This is a genomic window from Paracidovorax anthurii (genome assembly GCF_003269065.1).
Classification (GTDB): domain Bacteria; phylum Pseudomonadota; class Gammaproteobacteria; order Burkholderiales; family Burkholderiaceae_C; genus Paracidovorax; species Paracidovorax anthurii.
In genome coordinates this window covers 12,010-30,526 of record NZ_QLTA01000002.1, presented here as the reverse complement: position 1 = coordinate 30,526, position 18,517 = coordinate 12,010, and the positions used below count along the sequence as shown (strand labels likewise).

13 protein-coding genes and 1 pseudogene are annotated in these 18,517 nt (G+C 68.4%); 13 read left to right on the top strand and 1 reads right to left on the bottom strand.

Annotated elements, in window-relative coordinates:
- Window position 1: 1 nt before the first annotated feature.
- From AX018_RS01190 to AX018_RS01150, 9 genes are all read left to right on the top strand, one after another.
- Complete coding sequence (locus tag AX018_RS01190; RefSeq protein WP_111875431.1) at window positions 2-769, top strand: phage tail tube protein; 768 nt, start codon at window positions 2-4, stop codon at window positions 767-769.
- A gap of 88 nt (window positions 770-857) precedes the next feature.
- Window positions 858-4,241, top strand: a complete 3,384-nt coding sequence (locus AX018_RS01185; RefSeq protein ID WP_111875430.1) for a tape measure protein — start codon at window positions 858-860, stop codon at window positions 4,239-4,241.
- Entirely contained in the window at window positions 4,241-4,663 is a 423-nt protein-coding gene (locus AX018_RS01180; protein WP_111875429.1) for a hypothetical protein, read from the top strand. Before AX018_RS01185 ends, AX018_RS01180 begins: the two co-directional genes overlap by 1 nt.
- A 1-nt stretch (window position 4,664) precedes the next feature.
- Window positions 4,665-8,267: a hypothetical protein gene (locus AX018_RS01175; protein ID WP_111875428.1), complete on the top strand. Its 3,603-nt coding sequence runs from the start codon at window positions 4,665-4,667 to the stop codon at window positions 8,265-8,267.
- Window positions 8,268-8,275: 8 nt separating this feature from the next.
- Window positions 8,276-9,442, top strand: coding sequence for a hypothetical protein (locus AX018_RS01170; RefSeq protein WP_111875427.1), 1,167 nt, complete (start codon window positions 8,276-8,278; stop codon window positions 9,440-9,442).
- Window positions 9,443-9,468: 26 nt separating this feature from the next.
- On the top strand, window positions 9,469-10,845 hold the full coding sequence (locus tag AX018_RS25400) for a hypothetical protein (RefSeq protein ID WP_211322344.1): 1,377 nt from the start codon (window positions 9,469-9,471) through the stop codon (window positions 10,843-10,845).
- Window positions 10,842-11,270 (top strand): hypothetical protein, encoded by a 429-nt coding sequence (locus AX018_RS01160; RefSeq protein ID WP_111875426.1) that lies wholly within the window; start codon window positions 10,842-10,844, stop codon window positions 11,268-11,270. Before AX018_RS25400 ends, AX018_RS01160 begins: the two co-directional genes overlap by 4 nt.
- Before the next feature lie 10 nt (window positions 11,271-11,280).
- Complete coding sequence (locus tag AX018_RS01155; protein ID WP_111875425.1) at window positions 11,281-13,173, top strand: hypothetical protein; 1,893 nt, start codon at window positions 11,281-11,283, stop codon at window positions 13,171-13,173.
- Window positions 13,163-13,387: a hypothetical protein gene (locus AX018_RS01150; RefSeq protein WP_211322343.1), complete on the top strand. Its 225-nt coding sequence runs from the start codon at window positions 13,163-13,165 to the stop codon at window positions 13,385-13,387. The genes AX018_RS01155 and AX018_RS01150 overlap by 11 nt, the downstream gene beginning before the upstream one ends.
- On the opposite strand, the gene AX018_RS01145 is transcribed toward AX018_RS01150, so the two are convergent.
- Window positions 13,384-13,620: a hypothetical protein gene (locus AX018_RS01145; protein ID WP_111875424.1), complete on the bottom strand. Its 237-nt coding sequence runs from the start codon at window positions 13,618-13,620 to the stop codon at window positions 13,384-13,386. The two genes, AX018_RS01150 and AX018_RS01145, sit on opposite strands and share 4 nt — an antisense overlap.
- A 131-nt stretch (window positions 13,621-13,751) precedes the next feature.
- On the opposite strand from AX018_RS01145, the pseudogene AX018_RS01140 reads away from it, so the two are divergent.
- The 4 genes and pseudogenes from AX018_RS01140 to AX018_RS01125 all read left to right on the top strand — a co-directional run.
- Window positions 13,752-14,375 (top strand): annotated as a pseudogene (locus AX018_RS01140) (substrate-binding domain-containing protein); the annotation flags it as partial.
- A gap of 194 nt (window positions 14,376-14,569) precedes the next feature.
- A complete protein-coding gene (locus AX018_RS01135) occupies window positions 14,570-15,430 on the top strand; it encodes a putative hydro-lyase (RefSeq protein ID WP_111875423.1) in 861 nt (286 codons plus the stop codon).
- 45 nt (window positions 15,431-15,475) lie between these two features.
- The gene (locus AX018_RS01130; RefSeq protein WP_111875422.1) at window positions 15,476-16,723 is read left to right on the top strand and encodes an MFS transporter; all 1,248 of its coding nucleotides are present in this window, start codon (window positions 15,476-15,478) and stop codon (window positions 16,721-16,723) included.
- A gap of 118 nt (window positions 16,724-16,841) precedes the next feature.
- Complete coding sequence (locus AX018_RS01125) at window positions 16,842-18,464, top strand: methyl-accepting chemotaxis protein (RefSeq protein WP_111875664.1); 1,623 nt, start codon at window positions 16,842-16,844, stop codon at window positions 18,462-18,464.
- Window positions 18,465-18,517 lie beyond the last annotated feature (53 nt).

Below are 18,517 nucleotides of genomic sequence, written 5' to 3'. Positions count from 1 at the left end.
CATGGCCGTCGAAGTCATCCAGCAGATCTACAAGCCCTCCATGACCGTGGGCCAGGTGTACGCCAAGTCCTATGGCTCCGCGGCTGCCCCGGCGCCGATCGGCAACGTCCTGGAGCTGGGCCTGGAGCACACCGAGGACGTGCAGCGCCAGGAGGACATGACCGTCCTGGGCGGAGGCACGCATGGAGAAGTGCGCCGCGTCACCGATGTGAAGGTGAAGATGAAGATCGCGGACCTGAACGTCGTCAACCTGGCGCGTGCAACGCTGGCCACCGTGGCGGGCATCGAAGCCGGCACCGTGACCGATGAGGCCTTTACCGTGAGCGGCCTCGGCACGCTGCTGCCGCTCATGCACATCGACCCCACCGCGGTCACCATCAAGAAGGGGACCGTCGCGAACTCGGCCACGGCCGTGACCATGGCAGGCAACTATCTCGTCAAGCCCGAAGGCATCGTGCTGCTGGACGGTGCACCGGATATCGCCCTGGCCGACAAGCTGTGGGTGAGCTACAGCTACGGCGCATATGCCGCCATCGAAGCACTGACCACCAAGGCCCCCGAATTGCAGCTCCTCTTCGGTGGCCTCAACGAGGCCGACTCGGGCAAGCCCGTGGTGGTGGATATCTGGCGGGCCAGCCAGGGCGTGACGAAGGCCCTATCGCTCATCAACAAGGGCTTCGGCGCCCTCGACGTCGAAGGCACGGTGCTGCAGGACCCGACCAAGACCGGCGCGGGCATCAGCAAGTACTACCGCACGCGTCTGAACTGATCCAGCCGCCCCGAGAGAGGGCCGCCCACCGCTCCAACAGGCGGCGCGCGGCCCTCACTTTTGCCGCCTCTTCCTGACCGCATCCGACATGTCCAACGAAAACCAGATCGACTTCACCGTCCGCCTCCAGCGCGAGGGCGTGGGCGAGCTCGCCGGCGACTTGGGCAAGGTCGAGCAAGGCGTCAAGGATCTGGGCACTGCGTCCACAGCGGCGGGCGCTGGCCTGGACAAGCTCAGCAATGCGGCGGGCCAAACGGGCGGTGGCTTGAATCAGTTGGCGGGGGCCGAAGCCCAGGCCGAAGCGCAAGCCCGCGAGCTGGGCACTGGTGCATTGGCTGCGAGCAAAGGCGTAGCCGAGGTCGGCCAGGTCGCCAGCCAGGCGGGCAGCGAATTGCTGGAACTGCGCCAGGCCGTGGATGCGAAGACGGCGGCGATCAAGGCCGGTCTGCAGGCCGAGCAGTCCGAGATCGAGCTGCAGCGTCAGCATCTGGTTGCTGCCCAGGCCGAGCAGCAGGCGCGTTTGAGGGCAGCGCAGGCCCAGGGCGATGAGACGGCAGCCACCCGCGCGCAGAACGCGCTGCGGCAGATCGAGTCGGACCAATTGCGGCTCGTGGCCCAGGCGAAGCGGGCGGAAGCCACGGCCGTGTCGCAGGCCACCGATGCCCGCCGCGAGGAGCTCGCCGCGCTCGGGCCGCTCACGGCCGCGCAAGCCAACGAGCTGCGCGCGGCCGACAACCATGCGCGCGCGCTGCGCGTGGAGGCTGCTGCTGCGGACCAGGCCGCACAGCGGGTGCGCGCGCTGGAGACGGCCCACCAGGGTGGTGCCGCAGCGGCCGATCAGATGGGCAACCGGGTGCAGGGCCTGTCCCAGGTGCTGGGTCAGTTGGCAGGTGCATTGGGCACGGCCTTCACTTTCCGTGAACTGGTCACGGCCGCGGCGCAGATGGAGCAGCTGCGCTCCGGCCTCACCGCCGTCATGCAAGACGCCGGCAAGGCGGGCCAGCAGTTGGAGTTCGTGCGCACGGTCGCCACGCGCATCGGCGCCGATGTGACCGAAGTGGGCCGGGCCTTCCTGGGCCTGGCTGCCGCCACGCGCGGCACTGCGGTGGAGGGCGAGCCGACCCGCCAGGTGTTCGAGGCGGTGGCCAGCGCCATGGGCAAGGCGGGCAAGAGCAGCGCCGAAACCTCCAATGCGCTGCAAGCGCTCGCGCAGATGGCCAGCAAGGGCGTGGTGCAGTCCGAAGAACTGCGCGGCCAGCTCGGCGAAGCATTGCCGGGGGCGCTGAATGCAGCGGCCAAGGGCATGGGCATCACCACCCAGGAGCTGATGAAGCTGGTGGAGGAAGGCCAGATCACGGCGAACGATCTGTTCCCGGCGCTGGCCAAGGGCCTGAACGATCTCTACGGCACCGCGCCCTCTGCCCAGACGCTGAGCCAGGAGATCACGAACGTCAAGAACGCCTTCACCGAGATGGCAGCCAACATTGGCGAGGCGGGCGGGCTGACGGCGCTGAAGACTGGGGCGGAGGTTGCGCAGACCGCCATCGTGCTGCTGGACGATGCACTGGTCACCACGGGCAAGACCCTGGGCGTGGTGATGGGGGCGTTGACCACGCTGGACTTCAGCGGGGTGAAGCAGGCCTTCACAAACATCGAGACGGAGAGTCGCGACAAGCTGCTCAAGGCCGCCCAGCACAACGAGGTGCTGCGCAACTACATCGGCGCCGTGGGCAACGAGGCGACCAAGACGGCCCTGGCCCAGCAGCAGGCGGCCGCGGCTACCGAGGCGGCCGGTGCGGCCACGCAGGCCGCTGTCTCGCCCCTGGTGCAGATCACCAATGGCTACACGAAATACCTCACCAGCCTGCGGGAGCAGATCGCGCTGACCGAGCAGGCACGCGCCGCGCGTGAAGCCGAGGGAAAGGCGGCCGTGGCCATCGCGCAGGCCCTGGGCACGGAGAAGGACCAGCGCATCGCCCAGGCCAAGGCGGCGGCGGTGGATGCCGAGGCGCTGGCCAAGCTGGCACAGCTGCGCCTCAATGAGGTGAAGGTGCTGGAGACCCAACTGGCGGCGACGAAGGCGGTGATTGAGCAGCAGGGCAAGGCCGATGAGCAGCAGACCAAGCGCATGGAGGATCTGCAGAAGCTCATCGCCACGCGCCAGCAGGAGGCGGACAAGGCGATCGCACAGGCCCAGGCCGGTCAGATCGCCGCCGCGGCGGCCAAGGTGGAAGCGGAGGCTTGGCGCGACAACAGCGGCCGGGTCAAGGAGCTCGCCAAGGCCTACGAGGATGCCCGCGTCCGGCTGGAGGAGGTGCGCGCCGCGAAGTCCGCGGGCAAGGCGACCACGGAGGAGCTCACGCAGGCGGAGCTGGCCGCCGGCAGCGCCGCACGCCTCTATCGCGATGCCTTGTCGGACCAGCAGCAGGCCTTGCAGGTCAAGGCCAATGCCCAGCAGGCCGCCAACAACCTGGAGCAGGCCACCGTGCAGTTGGCCATCGAGCAGCAGCGTGCCATCTACGAGGTCGCCAAGGCACGCGGGGATGAGCGTGCGGCGATATCTGCCCAAAACGAAATCCGCAAGCTGGAGATCCAACTGCTGGAGCTGACGGCCCAGGCGAAGCGCGCGGAGGCGCAGGCCGCATTGGCGGGCATTGAAGTCAAGCGGGCGGAGCTGATTGCAGAGGACAAGCTCACCGAAACGAAGAAGCTCGAACTGGACGCTGCCACGAAGGCCGCGAAGGCCAAAGAGATCGAGGCCAAAGTAGCAGAAGTCACGGCTCAAAAATTGCGAGATCTCTCCAGTGCCGGCCAGGCGGCAGGCACGGCGATGCAAGCGGCAGGCTATGCCGCCGCATCGAGTGCTTCATCGGTACTGGCATTGGGAACTGCCTATAGCGATGCCGGCGCAAAAGCTCTTGCAGCATCAGGTCAATTCCTGGCTGCCGCAGCAGCACAACGCTCTGCAGATACCTCTGCATCCAGCATTGCCAACCGGGCACAGAGTGAGAGCCAGTTTGCATGGAGCCGCCTCGCAATCATGGACTGGCTCAAGCAGGCCGGGCTGGATGAGGAGACGGCACGGCGGGTATCGGGGGAGTTCACCGACGCCAGCGGCAACGTGCCCTATAGCAACAACGCCGGTCAAATCAAGTACGGCGGCCGTAACAGCACGATGACGCAGGCGCTCTACAAAGCCGCCGAGCAGTACCTCTTCAAGGGCAACTCTGGCGGGACTGCGACGTCGGCCCCATCTTCCAGCCCTGCACCTGCACCTGCACCTGCACCTGCACCTGCGCCAAACTCCGGCACAGGTGGAACCAGCAACACCTACGTCAACAACATCACCATCAACGGCGTGGGCGACTGGGGCGTAGTGCGCGGCACGACCAGCCACACGACAGCGCAGAGTGCCGCCACCGAGGTGGATCTGCTGCAGCAGCTCGCCCAGGCCAAGGGAGCGTCCATCTGATGTCGATCACTCTTACATACAACGGCACCACGGCCCACATCAGTGATCGCCTCCAGTGGACCGATGAGTACAGCTGGAGCCCGGTCGATCAGGCCACCGCGTACAGCACGACAGGCGCGCTGCTGGTGGACGTCGCGCTCAAGCAAGCTGGCCGGCCCATCACCCTGGTGGGCACCGACAGCAAGGCTTGGATTTCGCGCGCGCTGTGCGACACGCTCCAGGCCTGGGCCGCGCTGCCCGGCATCGAACTGGACCTCGTGCTGCGCGGCGCAACCCGCCACGTGCTGTTCGACCACGCTCAGGGCGGCTTTGCCGCACAGCCCATGTGGCGTATCCAGGACAGCCAGATCAGGGCCGTGATGGACGGCGAGATCGACGCCGATCTGCTCTACCTACCCACTTTCAAGTTCATCGAAATCTGATATGGCCAATATCCTTGAAGGCGACATCAAGCTGCTCGCATCCCGCGTGATGGACGACGTGCCGGAGGGCGGCGGCGGCCCCACCGGCACCGAGATCCCATACGGCACCAGCAATGCCATGTTCATGGACCTCACCGAGGCCGGCCGTGCCGGCGGCAACGTGTCCATCCGGCAGGCCCACGTCGGCGTCATGACCGCCAACGTGGAGCCCTACCTCGACGGCAACCTCATCCTGTCGGAGTTGCCCAACGACCCCAACGTGTCCATTACGCTGGCGCGTTGCGACCTGTTCGCGCGGCGCACGGCCATCGCGGCGGCCATCGCCAACTACCTGATCCAGGGAACGACCTGGTCGGGCGTGCTGCTGGAGGACCATGTCGCCGGGATGCTGTCGATCCAGATCCTGCACCGCCCGGGCACCCCGGCGCCGGACATCGGCCGCACCCTTGTGCTCGTGTACCAGCAGGGCACATCGGGCGAGCGCATCCAGTACGTGCGCGTGACGCGCACCGAGACCGAGGCGCGGACCTTCACGTACGGCAGCGGCGGCAGCTTCGTGGACTTCGTGGCCTCGGTCACCAAAGTGGACCTGCAGGACGCGCTGCGCTACGCCTTCCCCGGATCGCCGCCCGCCCGCGACTTCGCGGTGGCCACCGGCAAGACAGTCATCCGCGATACCACGGTGGCGGACGCCGCCACCTACTACGGTGCCTCGCCCATCGTCGGCACCGTGGCGCTGGGCGACAGCGTGTTGCGCGTCGCGAGCATCTACACGCAGCTCGTACCCAACTCGCGCACCGAGACCAGCACGCTCGATCAGCGCCCGGCTGCGGAGCGCACGCTGGTGCTTGCCGAGGCCCCGAGGCGCGTGGAGGTGCCCGTGGCGGGCCACAGCCGTCGCATCCGCATCAACCAGAGCAACCGTGGCTCAGCCTACGTTGCGCTGCTCAAGCCGTTGCCCGAGCCTGGCACGGTGGTGATCAGCTACCGGGCGCTGGGCAACTGGTACACGCTGACCGACGACGGCAATGGAGTCCTCACAGGAGCTGGGTCGGGGCGGGTGATCTACACCACGGGCAGCATGGACATGGCCCTGCAGGCGCTGCCCGACGACGCCAGCTCCATAATCGTCCAATGGGCCGAGCGCGTGGCATACACCAACCGCGCGAGCCAGGGCGCGCAGATCCGGCCGCCCGAGGTCGCCTGGCAGCTCGCGCGCCGCGGCACCGTGCCCGGCACCTGGACCGTGCGGTGGCCCTCGGGCGGCGTGATCCGCACCGCCACCGATAACGGGTCCGGCAAGATCATCGGTGATGCCGTCGGCGAGATCGACTACCCCTCCAGCAGCGTCTTCATGCGGCCGGGGTCGATGATCGACCCGGGCGGCGAGTACGAGGTGACCTACGACGCGGGCGGCCAGCAGGAGGAAGTGATCGCTGCGCCTGCGCTCGATGCTGCAGGCCGAGCCACCTTGGTGCTGGCGCAGCAGCCGGTCGCGGGCAGTGTGGAAGTGGCATGGATCACCGCGCAGGAGGTGTCGACCACCAGCGGCACGTCGCTCACGGCGTCCGATGCCGCCAAGAGCGTGGGCGAGACCCGGAGCGTGATGGGGTATGTCGCCCAGGTGGTCTACGGTCGGTACGCACAGCAGGCCGGTGCCGGCGGCGGAAACATCAGCCAGCCGCCCGTGGCGGACGTGCAGGCCCCGGTCGACGTGGTGCAGGTGCCCATCTACCGTGTATCGGCCAACAACACCACGAGCACCTGGTCGCGCATGACCGCCCAGGACGCGACCGACAGCCGCCGCGTGCTCACCATGCACAGCGTCACCGACGATGGTGCGGGTGGCTTCGTCGGCGGGCTCGGCACCGTGTCCTACCCCACAAAGACCATCGTCCTAAAGATGGTGTCGCTGGACCGGTCCACCACCAGCTACAAGAGCGACCATGAGGACGCCAAGGCGTTCGACGACCCGAGCGGACCGCAGCCGTCCATGAGCAGCTCCGCGAAGGGCGGCGAGTACGGCACCACGGCGATCGGCGAGCAGCAACTGGGCACCGTGGTCGTGCGCTACAAGGTCGCGCCGCTCGCGGCCACCACGGCGACCGAGACCTTCGCCGGCGCGGAGGTCGTGATCGACTTGCTTCCGTACACAACGGATCGGGCCGTGCCGGGCAGCGTGCGCTTTGGGTGGATGGGCGAGAGCTACGAGGACTTCGAGGGCGTCCTGTACCGCGGGCGGACCAGCGTTGCCCCCGGCATCGCCTCGGGCACGGTGGACTACGCCAACGGCCTGGCGCGGATGACCGACTATGTGGTGGGCCCGTCGCCTGCTGCGGTCACGCTGCAGAGCCTGTGGACGCGGCGCGTACCTTGGTGCACGGCCAGCGTGTTTTTTCGTACGCAGAGTGCACCTTTAAGGCCCGGGGGTGTGGTGCTGTCGGTGCTGGACCTGCAGGGCAACGCGCTCACTGCGACGGCTGGCACGGATGGGGCGTTCACGGGGACGCACATGCGCGGGCGCATGGACTTCCAGGGTGGTGTGGGCGAGCTGCAGTTCGGGGACTTCATCGACCCGGCGACCTTGAGCGACGCGCAGAAGGCGGAGTGGTGGTACAGCGCGTCAGACGTCGGCGCGGTGGAGCCGGGCAAGATCTGGCGGCCCTGGCCGGTGGACCCGACCACGCTGCGGATCAACTCGGTGGCGTATTCATACCTGCCGATCGACGCCGACATCCTGGGCCTCGATCCGGTGCGACTGCCACCCGATGGCCGCGTGCCGATCTACCGCAAGGGCACCTATGTCGTGGTGGGCCACACGGGCCGCGTGCCGGCCGCGACGTACAGCGCTGGCATGACCATCAACTGCGGCCGCGAGCGGCTCTCGCGCGTCTACCTGGTGGGCGCGGACGGCAAGCTGATCCGCAGCGGCTACACGCCCGACCTGGATGCCGGCACCATCGCCGTCACGGACGTCACCGGCTGGGTGCAGCCCGTGGTGGTCAAGCACCGGATCGAGGAGATGGCGCGCTGCACCGACGTGCAGATTGACGGCACGCTGCACCTCTCCAAGCAGTTGAGCCATGCCTACCCGGCGGGCGCCATTGTTTCCTCCGCCGTCATGGCCGGCAACCTGCGGGCGCGGGCGCTACCCGTGTTCGACCAGGGGAGCTGGGACGGCTTCACCTGGGCCGATGCCACGATCGGCAATCCAGCGCCGGCCACCTACAACGATGGCGCCTTTCCGCCCATCGTGACCAATGCCGGCGCGCTGACCGAGCGCTTCGCCCTGCGCGTGCTGTCCAACGGGACGGATGTCGAGGTCTTGGGCGAGCACGTGGGCAACGTGGGCACGTACAGCCGCAATACGGACATCGCGCCGATCAACCCGGTCTCTGGCGCGCCGTATTTCACGCTGCGGGCGGCCGGCTGGGGCAGCGGCTGGGCGGCCGGGAACGTGCTGTTTCTCCCGACCGTGGGCGTGTATTTCCCGTTCGCCGCGATCCGCACCGTGCAACCGAGCGAGGCCGTGGGCACGGACTACGCCTTCGAGATCACGGCCCGCGGCGACGTGGACCGCGCCCCCACCAACCCCGTCATCTGAGCCTCACCATGATCTACACCTACGACTCCACCATGCCCGGCGCGCCGGTGCTCTCCGGCTCCGCTGGTGCCTTGCGCACCGTACTCAAGGCCTGCCTGGTCGATGGCTTCGGCGCTGGCGTCGTGTCCACGCTCGCCGTCGCTGGCGGCGTGGCCACGGCAACGTTCCCGGGCGCCCATCCGTACAGAGTCGGCTCCGTGGCGCAGATTGCGGGCGCCACGCCCGCGAGCCTCAACGGGCAGCAGCGTGTGCTGTCCGCGACGTCGGCTGCGATCACGTTTGCCGCGCCTGGCACCGTCGATGGAGCGGCCTCGGGCACGATCACGCACAAGGTCGCGGCGGCGGGCTGGCAGGAGCTGTTCGCCGGCCAGCTCGCCAACGTGATCGCGCTGCGCCCCACGGTGGTGGAGGCGTCCGGGTGCGTGCTGCGCATCGACGACACGGGCACCACCAATGCCCGCGTGCGCGGCTACGAGGCCATGAGCGACATCAGCTCGGGTGTCGGCCCGATCCCTCTGGATTCACAAGCCAGCGGCGGCGCCTACTGGCCCAAGAGCGGCACGGCCAACAGCACGGCACGGCCCTGGCTGGTAGTGGCCGATGAGCGCGGGCTCTTCCTCGCAGTGAGTCCGCAGGGCGGCGACAGCTACACGCTGCTCTATGCCGGCGACATCGCCAGCTTTCGGAGCGGTGACCCCTACGGCTGGCTGCTCACGGGCAACCTGTCCGACCAGACCGCCTCGTCGGGCGTGCCCGATGGGTGCTGCGGCTACAGCCATCGGAGTGCGCGCGGCGGGGCGTACCTGGCGCGTGCGCACACGGGCGTGGGTCAGGCGATCGCCGCGCAGCGCATCGGATCGCACCACACCGGCACGGCGGCCGATGTCTACGCGGGCACCGCGGGCTATGGCTGGGGAAGCTACCCCAACGGCCCCAACAACGGTCTCATGGCGGGCCGCCTGGAGCTGTTCACCCTCGGTATGCGCGGCATGCTGCCAGGCCTGCTGCACCCGGTGCAGGACGTCGGCAATGCGATGGCCACGGGCAGCATCATCGCCGGCACGGACGCCTATGCGGGTCGCGTGTTGCTCGCCGTGCGCACCGGGCCGGCGGCGGCTGGCGGCGTATCGAGCGGCACCGTGTTCATCGACACGACGGGACCCTGGGGGCGCTGATGGCAGCGGCGCGATACTGGCGGCTGGTGGCTCTGCGCGCCTGGGGCCTCGGCGGCATCTCGATCAGCGAAACGGCGCTCTACACCGCGTCGGGCCGGGCAGACGGGGCGGCCACCCTCACGTCCCGCATCGCGCCGGCATCTGGCAGCGTGAGCGCGCTGCAGGACGGCCTTGCGGCCGTGGCCGTCTCGTGGGACGCCGCGCAGATTGCGGCACCTGGCTGGGCCTTGGTGTGGGAGTTCCCCGCTCCGACCGAGATCGTCTCCGTGGGTATCGGCAGCGGAGCAGACCGCGCGCACTACCCGACCGAGTTGCGCGTCGAGTCATCGCTGGATGGGGTCGCTTGGTCGGTGCTCGGCGAGGTCGCCGGGTTGTTGTACCCAGGCCCCTACACACTCGGTTCCGTCGATGACCTTCGCAAGCACGTGCTCGCACTCGACTTCAACGGGTCGGCGATCTCGGACACCTATGGCCACGCCGTCACGGTCTATGGCGGTGCGCGCATCGCCAGCTCGGCACCGCTAATCGACGGCACGCCCTACCTGGACCTGGCCGGCGGCAACGACTACATCGAGGTCGCCAACGCCGCGGATCTCGACCTCGGCAACAGCTACGAGATCGGCTTCGATCTCTTCGTACCGACGGGTTCCACGGTGGGCGCGATCTGGCACCAAGGCTTTTACAGCGCTGACCAGCTGAATTGGCCGTCGCCCGGCGTCTCGATCCGTCTTCTGGACGACCGGATTCGCTTCTACTTTTTTGCCACAACGTACGCCGACGAGCAGTACCTGGATGTCCAGTACGCGCCCAACACCGCTCAGCGTTGGCGCATGGTCCGCTCAGGCACGGACGGGACAATCTGGCGCGACGGCGCCCAGGTCGCCACTCGGAGCGGTCTAGGCACGCTGCCCGCTCCAACGCGCCCGCTGCAGATCGGCCGGTGGACGTTCTCGCACGGGACGCCGGCGATGCAGGCCCGCATCGACAACCTCTATGCCGATGCTGGTCTGCAGCTTGCCGCCACGGGCGCGCAGCGCGTGCAGCCGGTACACGTATCCGGTGTTGCAGTCGGCGCGGCTGCCGATGCGGCACAGGGTTTGAGCGCCCCTGCGCCAAGCGGGGCACATCTCGCGCACGATGCCGAATTCGGTGGCGTCGGCCGCATCTGGGGCACCACCAAAACCAAGGGCACTGCCGTCAACGTGCCGACCAAGGCACGCGTGGTGCTGCTGCACCAGCGCAGCAAAGTGGTGGCCCGCGAGACCTGGAGCGACCCGTCGACGGGCGCGTTTGCGTTCGAGAGCATCGACACCCGGCAGGAGTTCGTCGTCCTGGCCGAGGACGCCGCAGGGTTGTTCCGGCCTGTAGTCGCTAACCGCCTGGTGCCGGAGGTCGCAGCATGATGGATTGGGAGATCGGCCCCGAGCTGGCCCTGGCCCAGCTGCTCGCCACTATCGCGCGGGCCGACCAGGGGGCGGGCAATGCGCGCATCCGCATCTACGACACCGAGCGGCCGGCCTCGATCGCCTCGGTGCATGCGGATACCCCGCAAGCCGAGATCGTGCTCTCCAAGCCTTGCGCGTCCGTCGTGGACGGGGTGATGGTGATGCACCCACTGGAGGGCGCGTCGATGGTCATGCACACCGGCCTGCCGCGCTGGGGCGACTGGGTCGCTGCGAGCGGCGTGGTCCTCGCGCGGGCCGATGCCACCGATATGGACCACACGGGCGGCTGGCGCCTGCAAGGCGGCGACACCCCACCCGGCGAGACATCTCCGCTGCTGCGTGCCGGCGGGCTGGTGCAACTGGGCGCCACGGCGCTTGCATGAGGGCCCACGTGTGGCAAGCACCGAACTACTCTTCGGCCAAGCGCCGCTGCCGCCGGGTGGCCCTGTCGAAATCGTCTTCGGTGACGACGACGGCCCTCTGCCCGGTGGCGTCGAGCTGCGTGCCGCAGGCCGGATCACCGGACTGCGCGGCTACGTGGCGGTGCGGACCGTCGTGCGAGCGGCGGCATCGGGCAGGATCACCGGCATCCGAGGGCATGCGCCCGTGCCATATGACATCAACGTCGAGCGCCCTGTGGCCGGCGCTGTCTGCACAGGCTGGCAGCAGGGCTCCCGCATGCATGCGGGCACGGTCCTGCGCTATGAGCAAGGTCGCCCACTGCGCGTAGGTGTTGCGCCGGCCTGGCAGGACGCGCGGGGCGTTGCCGCAGCCCTGCAGGTGCAATGGCAGCAGGCCGCGCGCCTAGCCCACGCGGGCCGCGCAGGATGGCAGCAGGCCGCACGGCTCGGCTCCTCGCCCGTGCTGCAGCGCCTGGAGGATGCAGGCCGCTTGCGCGCGGGCGTGCTCCAGGTCATCCAGCAGGGCCTGCCGCGCAGCGCGGCCACGCGGCAGGGCTTCGAGGAGGCACGGCGCCTGCGCCTGGCCGTGGTGCAGCGGCTGCAGGAAGCCGAGCACGTTGCTGCATCCGTGCGGTCTGGCTTCCGCCATGGGCGGCAGCTCTCGCAGCCCTGGGCCGTGCGCTTTGAGGAGGCCCGCAAGCCGGCGCCAGGCATCACAGCACCGCCCGAGCCGCCTCGGCCAGACCCCTGCTACGTGCCCGAGCTACCCGCGCACCTGGTCTTCGACCAGACGGCCGACAGCAGCCGCCTGCCCATGCACTTGCTCTTCGTGTGCGATCGCCACACGCCGGAGCCGGGCACAACCATCGTCGTTCCGATCAGGAGGACCTACATCGTGATCAACAGCATCAGCCTGCACCGAGTGGACACCGGCGCCGAGCTGCACGCGCACAGCTTCAGCCTGTCGCTGGATTACCAGTCATGGACCTGGTCTTGGTCGGCTTCGCTGCACCACGATGCGGCGGTGCACCTCGGCCGCGATGCTGCCGGCGACCCTGCCGAGGTAGTGGCCATGGTCAACGGCACGCCTTTCCGTCTGCGCATCGAGCGCACCGTGCAGGACCGCCGATTCCTGCCGCAGTCGCGGTGGGCCGTGTCAGGCAAGGGGCGGGCATCAATTTTGGGCGCACCCTATGCCCCCTCCCAGACGTTCAGCAACACGGCCGAGCGCACCGCACAGCAGCTCGCGGGCGACGTGCTCACGGTCAACGGCGTGAGCATGGGCTGGGGCTTGGACTGGCAGATCGCCGATTGGCTGGTGCCAGCGGGTGCCTGGGCGGTTCAGGGCGTCTACATCGACGCGATCAACGACATCGCGACAGCCGCTGGCGGCTACGTTCAGCCGCACGCCACTGACACCATCCTGCGCGTGCTGCCTCGCTATCCGTCCGAGCCCTGGGCCTGGGGCAGCGTGACGCCGGCTTTCGAGATCCCGGCCACCGCAGCGGAGGTGGTGGGCATCGAGCATGTCGACAAGCCGAACTACGACCGGGTGTTCCTGAGTGGCATGGGCACCGGAGTGTTCGGCCCCTTCAAGCGCTCCGGCACGGCCGGGACAGTTCTGGCGTCGGCAGTGACGCACGCGCTAATCACGCACGTCGACGTGCATCGCGCCCGCGGCATCGCGGAGCTGTCCGACACCGGCCGCCAGGAGCACGTCACGCTGCGCATGCAGGTGCTTCCCGAGATCGGCGTGATCTTTCCGGGCCAGTTCGTGCGCCACACCGGCGATCGCACACGCATGGGTATCGTGCGGAGTACTTCCATCGAGTGGAGCCGGCCGTCGCTCCGCCAGATCATCGGGATCGAAACCCATGCTGACTAACCCGTACCGCCAGTTTCTGGCCTTGATCCCAGCCCAGCCCCTACTGGTGGGCGAGGTAACCGCCATCGCTGGCGGTGTGGCCACCGTGCAGTTGCCAGGCGGCGGCCTGGTTCAGGCCCGTGGCGAAGCATCGGTGGGGCAGCGCGTGTTCATCCGCTCCGGCGCGATCGAGGGGCTTGCATCGACCCTCACCTACGTGGAGGGCGAGGCTTAGCAGCCCGGTTTCTGTATCGGCGTCATTCGCCCTATGCCGTCGAGCGACCACTGATTACCCTCGGTGTCCACCAAGATTGTGGGCTGGATCATCGGCGAATCGGGCAGCTCATACACGTAGTCTGAATAAGCACCTTGTCGGCTGTAGGAGCTGAGCTTGCAAACGCTGCCATCCTCGGTCAGTGCGCCCACGATGGGCAGGCCGGTCGGAGCCGTGAGTTGTGTTGAGTCCATGATGGGTTGCGATCTGAATTAGCCCATCGTACTTGGCTGGATTTCCGTGGCGCAAATATCTTTTCCTATGCGAAACAACCAAGCGTAGGATTTATCGCAGCGACGGCGGCTCAAATATCGCGCCGCGCTTCACCATCGAATCGGTGGTGCACAGCTGGCTCACCGGCTGGCTGAAGGAGATGCGCAAGAGCCGCCCCGACTTCGAACTGGAGCTCACCGTGGAAACCTCGCCGGTGCTCGTGGACCAGGTGCGGCGCGGAGCGCAGGACCTCGTCTTCACGGCGCTGCCCGTGGCCGACACCAGCGTGCGCAGCCGACCCATGGCGCCGATGGAGATGGTCTTCGTGGGCCACCGCGCCCTGCACACCGAGCGCCGCTACGACCTCGCGCGGCTCGCGCAGCACGACCTCATCACCTTCCAGCGCGGCTCGCAGCCGCACCAGACGCTGCTGCAGCTCTTCCAGGACGCGGCGCTGCCCATGCCGCGCATGCACGCCGTGTCGTCGATCTCGGCCATGCTGCAGCTCGTGGAGGGGGAATTCGGCATCGCCCTGCTGCCCCGCGCCGTCACGCGGCGGCTGTCCACCCGCATGCCCCTGCGCATATTGCGGACCGATTGCGAGATCACCCCCCTGCCCCTGCACGCAAGTTACCGCGAGGACCCCGGCTCGGGCATCGCCGAAACGGTGCTCGAATCGGCCCAGGCCTACGTCGCGCGCACCACGGCGGTTCGCCGGCGGCGCACGGCGGACTGACCGCACCGGCGCGGTGCACCACCCCTCGGGAAAGTCCTGATGGCGGTGGCACGCTTTTCGCAATATTGAAAATTCAGATGATCCCATCGATTTTTTCGATGGACTGAGCGCAAGATTTTGCGTTGGATTCGTCCGGGGTGCGGCTTCCACAATCCGCCGCATCGCAACAGCCGCTTGCCGCCGGCGGGGTCCCCATGACGACGACTTCCACACCCTCTTCCGCTCGCGCCGAACACACCGATCGCACCCCCGACGCAGATACGACCGAACTCAACGCGCAATCGAGCGGCCGCGAAGTGCGCGCCGCAGCGCGCGCCGGCCGGCTGCACAGCCACACCAGCGGCCTGGCCAGCGAGCACGTGCAGGTCAACCTGGCGATCCTGCCACGCGCGCTCGCCGCCGACTTCCAGCGCTACTGTGAACTCAACCCCCGTCCCTGCCCGGTGCTGTGCGTGAGCGAGCCGGGATCGCCCACACTGCCCGCGCTGGGCGAAGGCATCGACCTGCGCACCGACGTGCCCCGCTACGGCGTGTGGCGCGACGGCGTGCTCGTGGATTCGCCCACCGACCTGTCGGCCTGGTGGCGTGACGATCTCGTCGCCTTCGCGATCGGCTGCTCGTTCTCGTTCGAGCATGCGCTGCTGGCCGAAGGCATCGCGCTGCGCCATGTGGACGAGGGACGCAACGTGGCCATGTACCGCACCAACGTGCAGACCGAGCCCTGCGGCGTATTCCACGGGCCGATGGTGGTCAGCATGCGCCCGCTGCCGGCGGCCGACGCCGAGCGCGCGGCACGGATCACGGCGCGCACGCCTCAGGTGCACGGTGCGCCCGTGCACATGGGCGACCCGGCGCGGATCGGCATCGCCGACCTCTCGCGCCCCGACTATGGCGATGCCGTGGCGATCCACCCCGGCGAGGTGCCCGTCTTCTGGGCCTGCGGCGTCACGCCCCAGGCCGCGATCGCCGCGGCGCGCCTGCCCTTTTGCATCACCCACGCACCGGGCTGCATGCTGGTCACCGACCTGCTCAACCGCGACCTGGCCATGGCCTGACGCCCGCCCGCCCCGTCCCGCCTCCCACTCCGAAAGGCTCTTGCCATGTGGCTCAAACACACCTCCCCCACCGAGCGGCGCACGCTGGCCGCCACCTTCGCAGGCTATGGCGTCGATGGCTTCGACTACATGATCTACACCTTCCTCATCCCCACGCTGCTGGTGGCGTGGAACATGACGAAGGCCGAAGCCGGCTACATCGCCACCGGCGCGCTGCTCACCTCGGCCATCGGCGGCTGGGCCGCGGGCGTGCTGGCCGACCGCTACGGCCGCGTGCGCGTGCTGCAGTGGACGGTGCTGTGGTTCACCTTCTTCACCTTCCTGAGCGGCTTCACCGAATCGTTCGGGCAGCTGTTCTTCACGCGCGCCATGCAGGGCTTCGGCTTCGGCGGCGAGTGGGCCGTGGGCTCGGTGCTGATCGCCGAGACCATCTCCGCGCGCCACCGCGGCAAGGCCGCGGGCCTCGTGCAGAGCAGCTGGGCCGTGGGCTGGGCCGCCTCGGCGCTCGCCTTCTGGGGCATGTATTCGATCCTGCCGCCGGAGCTGGCGTGGAAGGTGCTGTTCTGGATCGGCATCCTGCCGGCGCTGCTCATCATCTACATCCGCCGCAACATCGAAGAGCCGCCCGTGTACCTCGCCGCCCAGGCCCGCGCCCGCGCCACCGGCCAGCAGGGCAGCTTCCTGCGCATCTTCCACCCCTCGCTGCTGCGCACCACGGTGCTCGCCAGCCTGCTGGCCACCGGCATGCAGGGCGCGTACTACTCCGTGACCACCTGGCTGCCCACCTTCCTGAAGACCGAGCGGCACCTGTCCGTGCTGGGCACGAGCGGCTACCTGCTGGTGCTCATCACCGGCTCGTTCGTGGGCTACCTTGCAAGCGCCTGGCTCTCCGACGTGATCGGCCGGCGCCGCTGCTTCATCCTGTTCGCGGCCATGGGCATGGGGCTGGTGCTGACCTACACGCAGATCCCCATCATCGATGCCTGGATGCTGGTGCTCGGCTTCCCGCTCGGGTTCTTCCTGTCGGGCATCTTCTCCGGCATGGGCGCGTTCCTCTCGGAGCTGTTCCCGAGCGACGTGCGCGGCTCAGGCCAGGGCTTTTGCTACAACTTCGGCCGCGCGATCGGGGCGATCTGCCCGGCGCTCGTCGGCATGCTCGGCAACACGCTGCCGCTGGGCCAGACTATCGGCTGGATCACGGCCGTGTGTTATGGCCTCGTCATCATCGCCGCGCTGGCGTTGCCCGAGACCCTGGGGCGCGAACTCAGCCCGGACCTCTCCACGTCCGGCTGAGCGACTCACCGCGGAACACCCCTGGCGGCATCGCACACGCAACAGGCCGACCCGCCGGCCAATCGGCTCACGGTGCATGCCCCCGCGTCTCTCCACGGTGCCCATCAAGGCCCACTCCATGAAAAAACTCACCCTCCGCCAAAAGCTCTGGCTCCCGTTGGTCCTGGCCCTGCTGGGGCTGCTCGCGATGACCTTCGTGAACGCCTGGCAGACCCGCACGCTCCAGTACGAAGCACGCCAGACCGCCCTCGCCGACATCACCGACATGGCCTTGTCGCTGGTTGCCGACTATGAGAAGCAGGCCCAGGCCGGCAAGATGCCCCAGGAGGAAGCACGCCGCGCCGCGATGGCGCGCGTGGCGGCCCAGCGCTATGGCAAGGACGGCTACGTGACCCTGGTCGGGGCCGACTCCGTCATCGCGATGCACCCCATCAAGCCGGAGCTCGACGGCAAGAACATGCGGTCCTTCAAGGATGCCAAGGGCACGCCGCTCTACGTGAACATCGCGGCCGCCGGCAGTTCCGCGCAGGGACGCGGCTTCCTCGAATACTGGTGGCCCCGCCCGGGCAGCGACACGCCCAGCCCGAAGATCGGCTATGCCGTGCGCTTCAAGCCCTGGAACTGGGACCTCGTGGCCGGCGACTACGTGGACGACATCGAACAGACCTTCCGCAACTCGCTCTACCGGGCCGCGGGCCTGCTGGCGCTGCTGGGCCTGGCGATCTCGGTGTTCACCGGCTTCATGGTGCGCGGCATCGAGCGCTCCGTGGGCGGCGAACCCGCCGCCGCCGCGCAGGCCGCGCTGCGCATGGCCGAAGGCGACCTGCAGGCCACGATCGCGCTGCGCCCCGGCGATGACCGCAGCCTCATGCATGCCATCGGCTTCATGCGCGATCGCCTTGCCGGCATTCTGCAGCGCATACAGCAGGCGACAGGCACCATCGACCACGCCGCGGCCGAGATCGCGCAGGGCAATGCCGATCTCTCGCGCCGCACCGAGCAGCAAGCCTCCTCGCTGCAGCAAACGGCCTCCAGCATGGAGGAGCTGACGGCCACGGTGCGCCAGAATGCCGACAACGCGCGCCAGGCCGCGCAGTACGTCTCCAGCACCGCGCAGACCGCCACGCAGGGCGGCGAGGTGGTGCAGCAGGTGGTGGGGAGCATGCGGGCCATCAGCGCCAGTTCGCGCAAGATCAGCGAGATCATCGGCGTGATCGACGGCATCGCCTTCCAGACCAACATCCTCGCGCTCAACGCCGCCGTGGAGGCGGCCCGTGCCGGCGAGCAGGGCCGCGGCTTCGCCGTCGTGGCCGGCGAGGTGCGCAACCTTGCCCAGCGTTCGGCCTCGGCCGCGCGCGAAATCAAGACGCTCATCAGCGAATCGGTGAACGAGGTGCAGAGCGGCTCCGACCTCGTCGAGAAGGCCGGCCGCACCATGGGCGAGGTCGTCGAATCGGTGCAGCGCATCTCGGGCCTCATGGAAGGCATCGCCTCGGCCAATGCGCAGCAGACTGCGGGCATCGAGGAAGTGAACCGCGCCGTGACGCAGATGGACGAGATGACGCAGCAGAACGCCGCGATGGTGGAGCAGGCCAGCGCCGCGACGGCCGCCATGGCATCGCAGGTGTCGGTGCTGCGCGATGCGCTGTCGGTGTTCCGGTTGCACGAGGAGTGTGCGAACGCCCGCGCAGTGGCGGAGCCCGCACGGCCCTCCATTCAGGCGCCGCGGCGGGTCGCTTGAAGGATGCCGGCTCCGTTGCAATGGATTGACGGGTCAATACGTTGAAGCGACTG

Coding starts and splice junctions, on each gene's coding strand:
- AX018_RS01170 (WP_111875427.1), top strand. CDS start 8,276: ATGATCTACACCTACGACTCCACCATGCCCGGCGCGCCGGTGCTCTCC.
- AX018_RS01180 (WP_111875429.1), top strand. CDS start 4,241: ATGTCGATCACTCTTACATACAACGGCACCACGGCCCACATCAGTGAT.
- AX018_RS01175 (WP_111875428.1), top strand. CDS start 4,665: ATGGCCAATATCCTTGAAGGCGACATCAAGCTGCTCGCATCCCGCGTG.
- AX018_RS01125 (WP_111875664.1), top strand. CDS start 16,842: ATGAAAAAACTCACCCTCCGCCAAAAGCTCTGGCTCCCGTTGGTCCTG.
- AX018_RS01190 (WP_111875431.1), top strand. CDS start 2: ATGGCCGTCGAAGTCATCCAGCAGATCTACAAGCCCTCCATGACCGTG.
- AX018_RS01160 (WP_111875426.1), top strand. CDS start 10,842: ATGATGGATTGGGAGATCGGCCCCGAGCTGGCCCTGGCCCAGCTGCTC.
- AX018_RS01185 (WP_111875430.1), top strand. CDS start 858: ATGTCCAACGAAAACCAGATCGACTTCACCGTCCGCCTCCAGCGCGAG.
- AX018_RS01130 (WP_111875422.1), top strand. CDS start 15,476: ATGTGGCTCAAACACACCTCCCCCACCGAGCGGCGCACGCTGGCCGCC.
- AX018_RS01145 (WP_111875424.1), bottom strand. CDS start 13,620: ATGGACTCAACACAACTCACGGCTCCGACCGGCCTGCCCATCGTGGGC.
- AX018_RS01135 (WP_111875423.1), top strand. CDS start 14,570: ATGACGACGACTTCCACACCCTCTTCCGCTCGCGCCGAACACACCGAT.
- AX018_RS01150 (WP_211322343.1), top strand. CDS start 13,163: ATGCTGACTAACCCGTACCGCCAGTTTCTGGCCTTGATCCCAGCCCAG.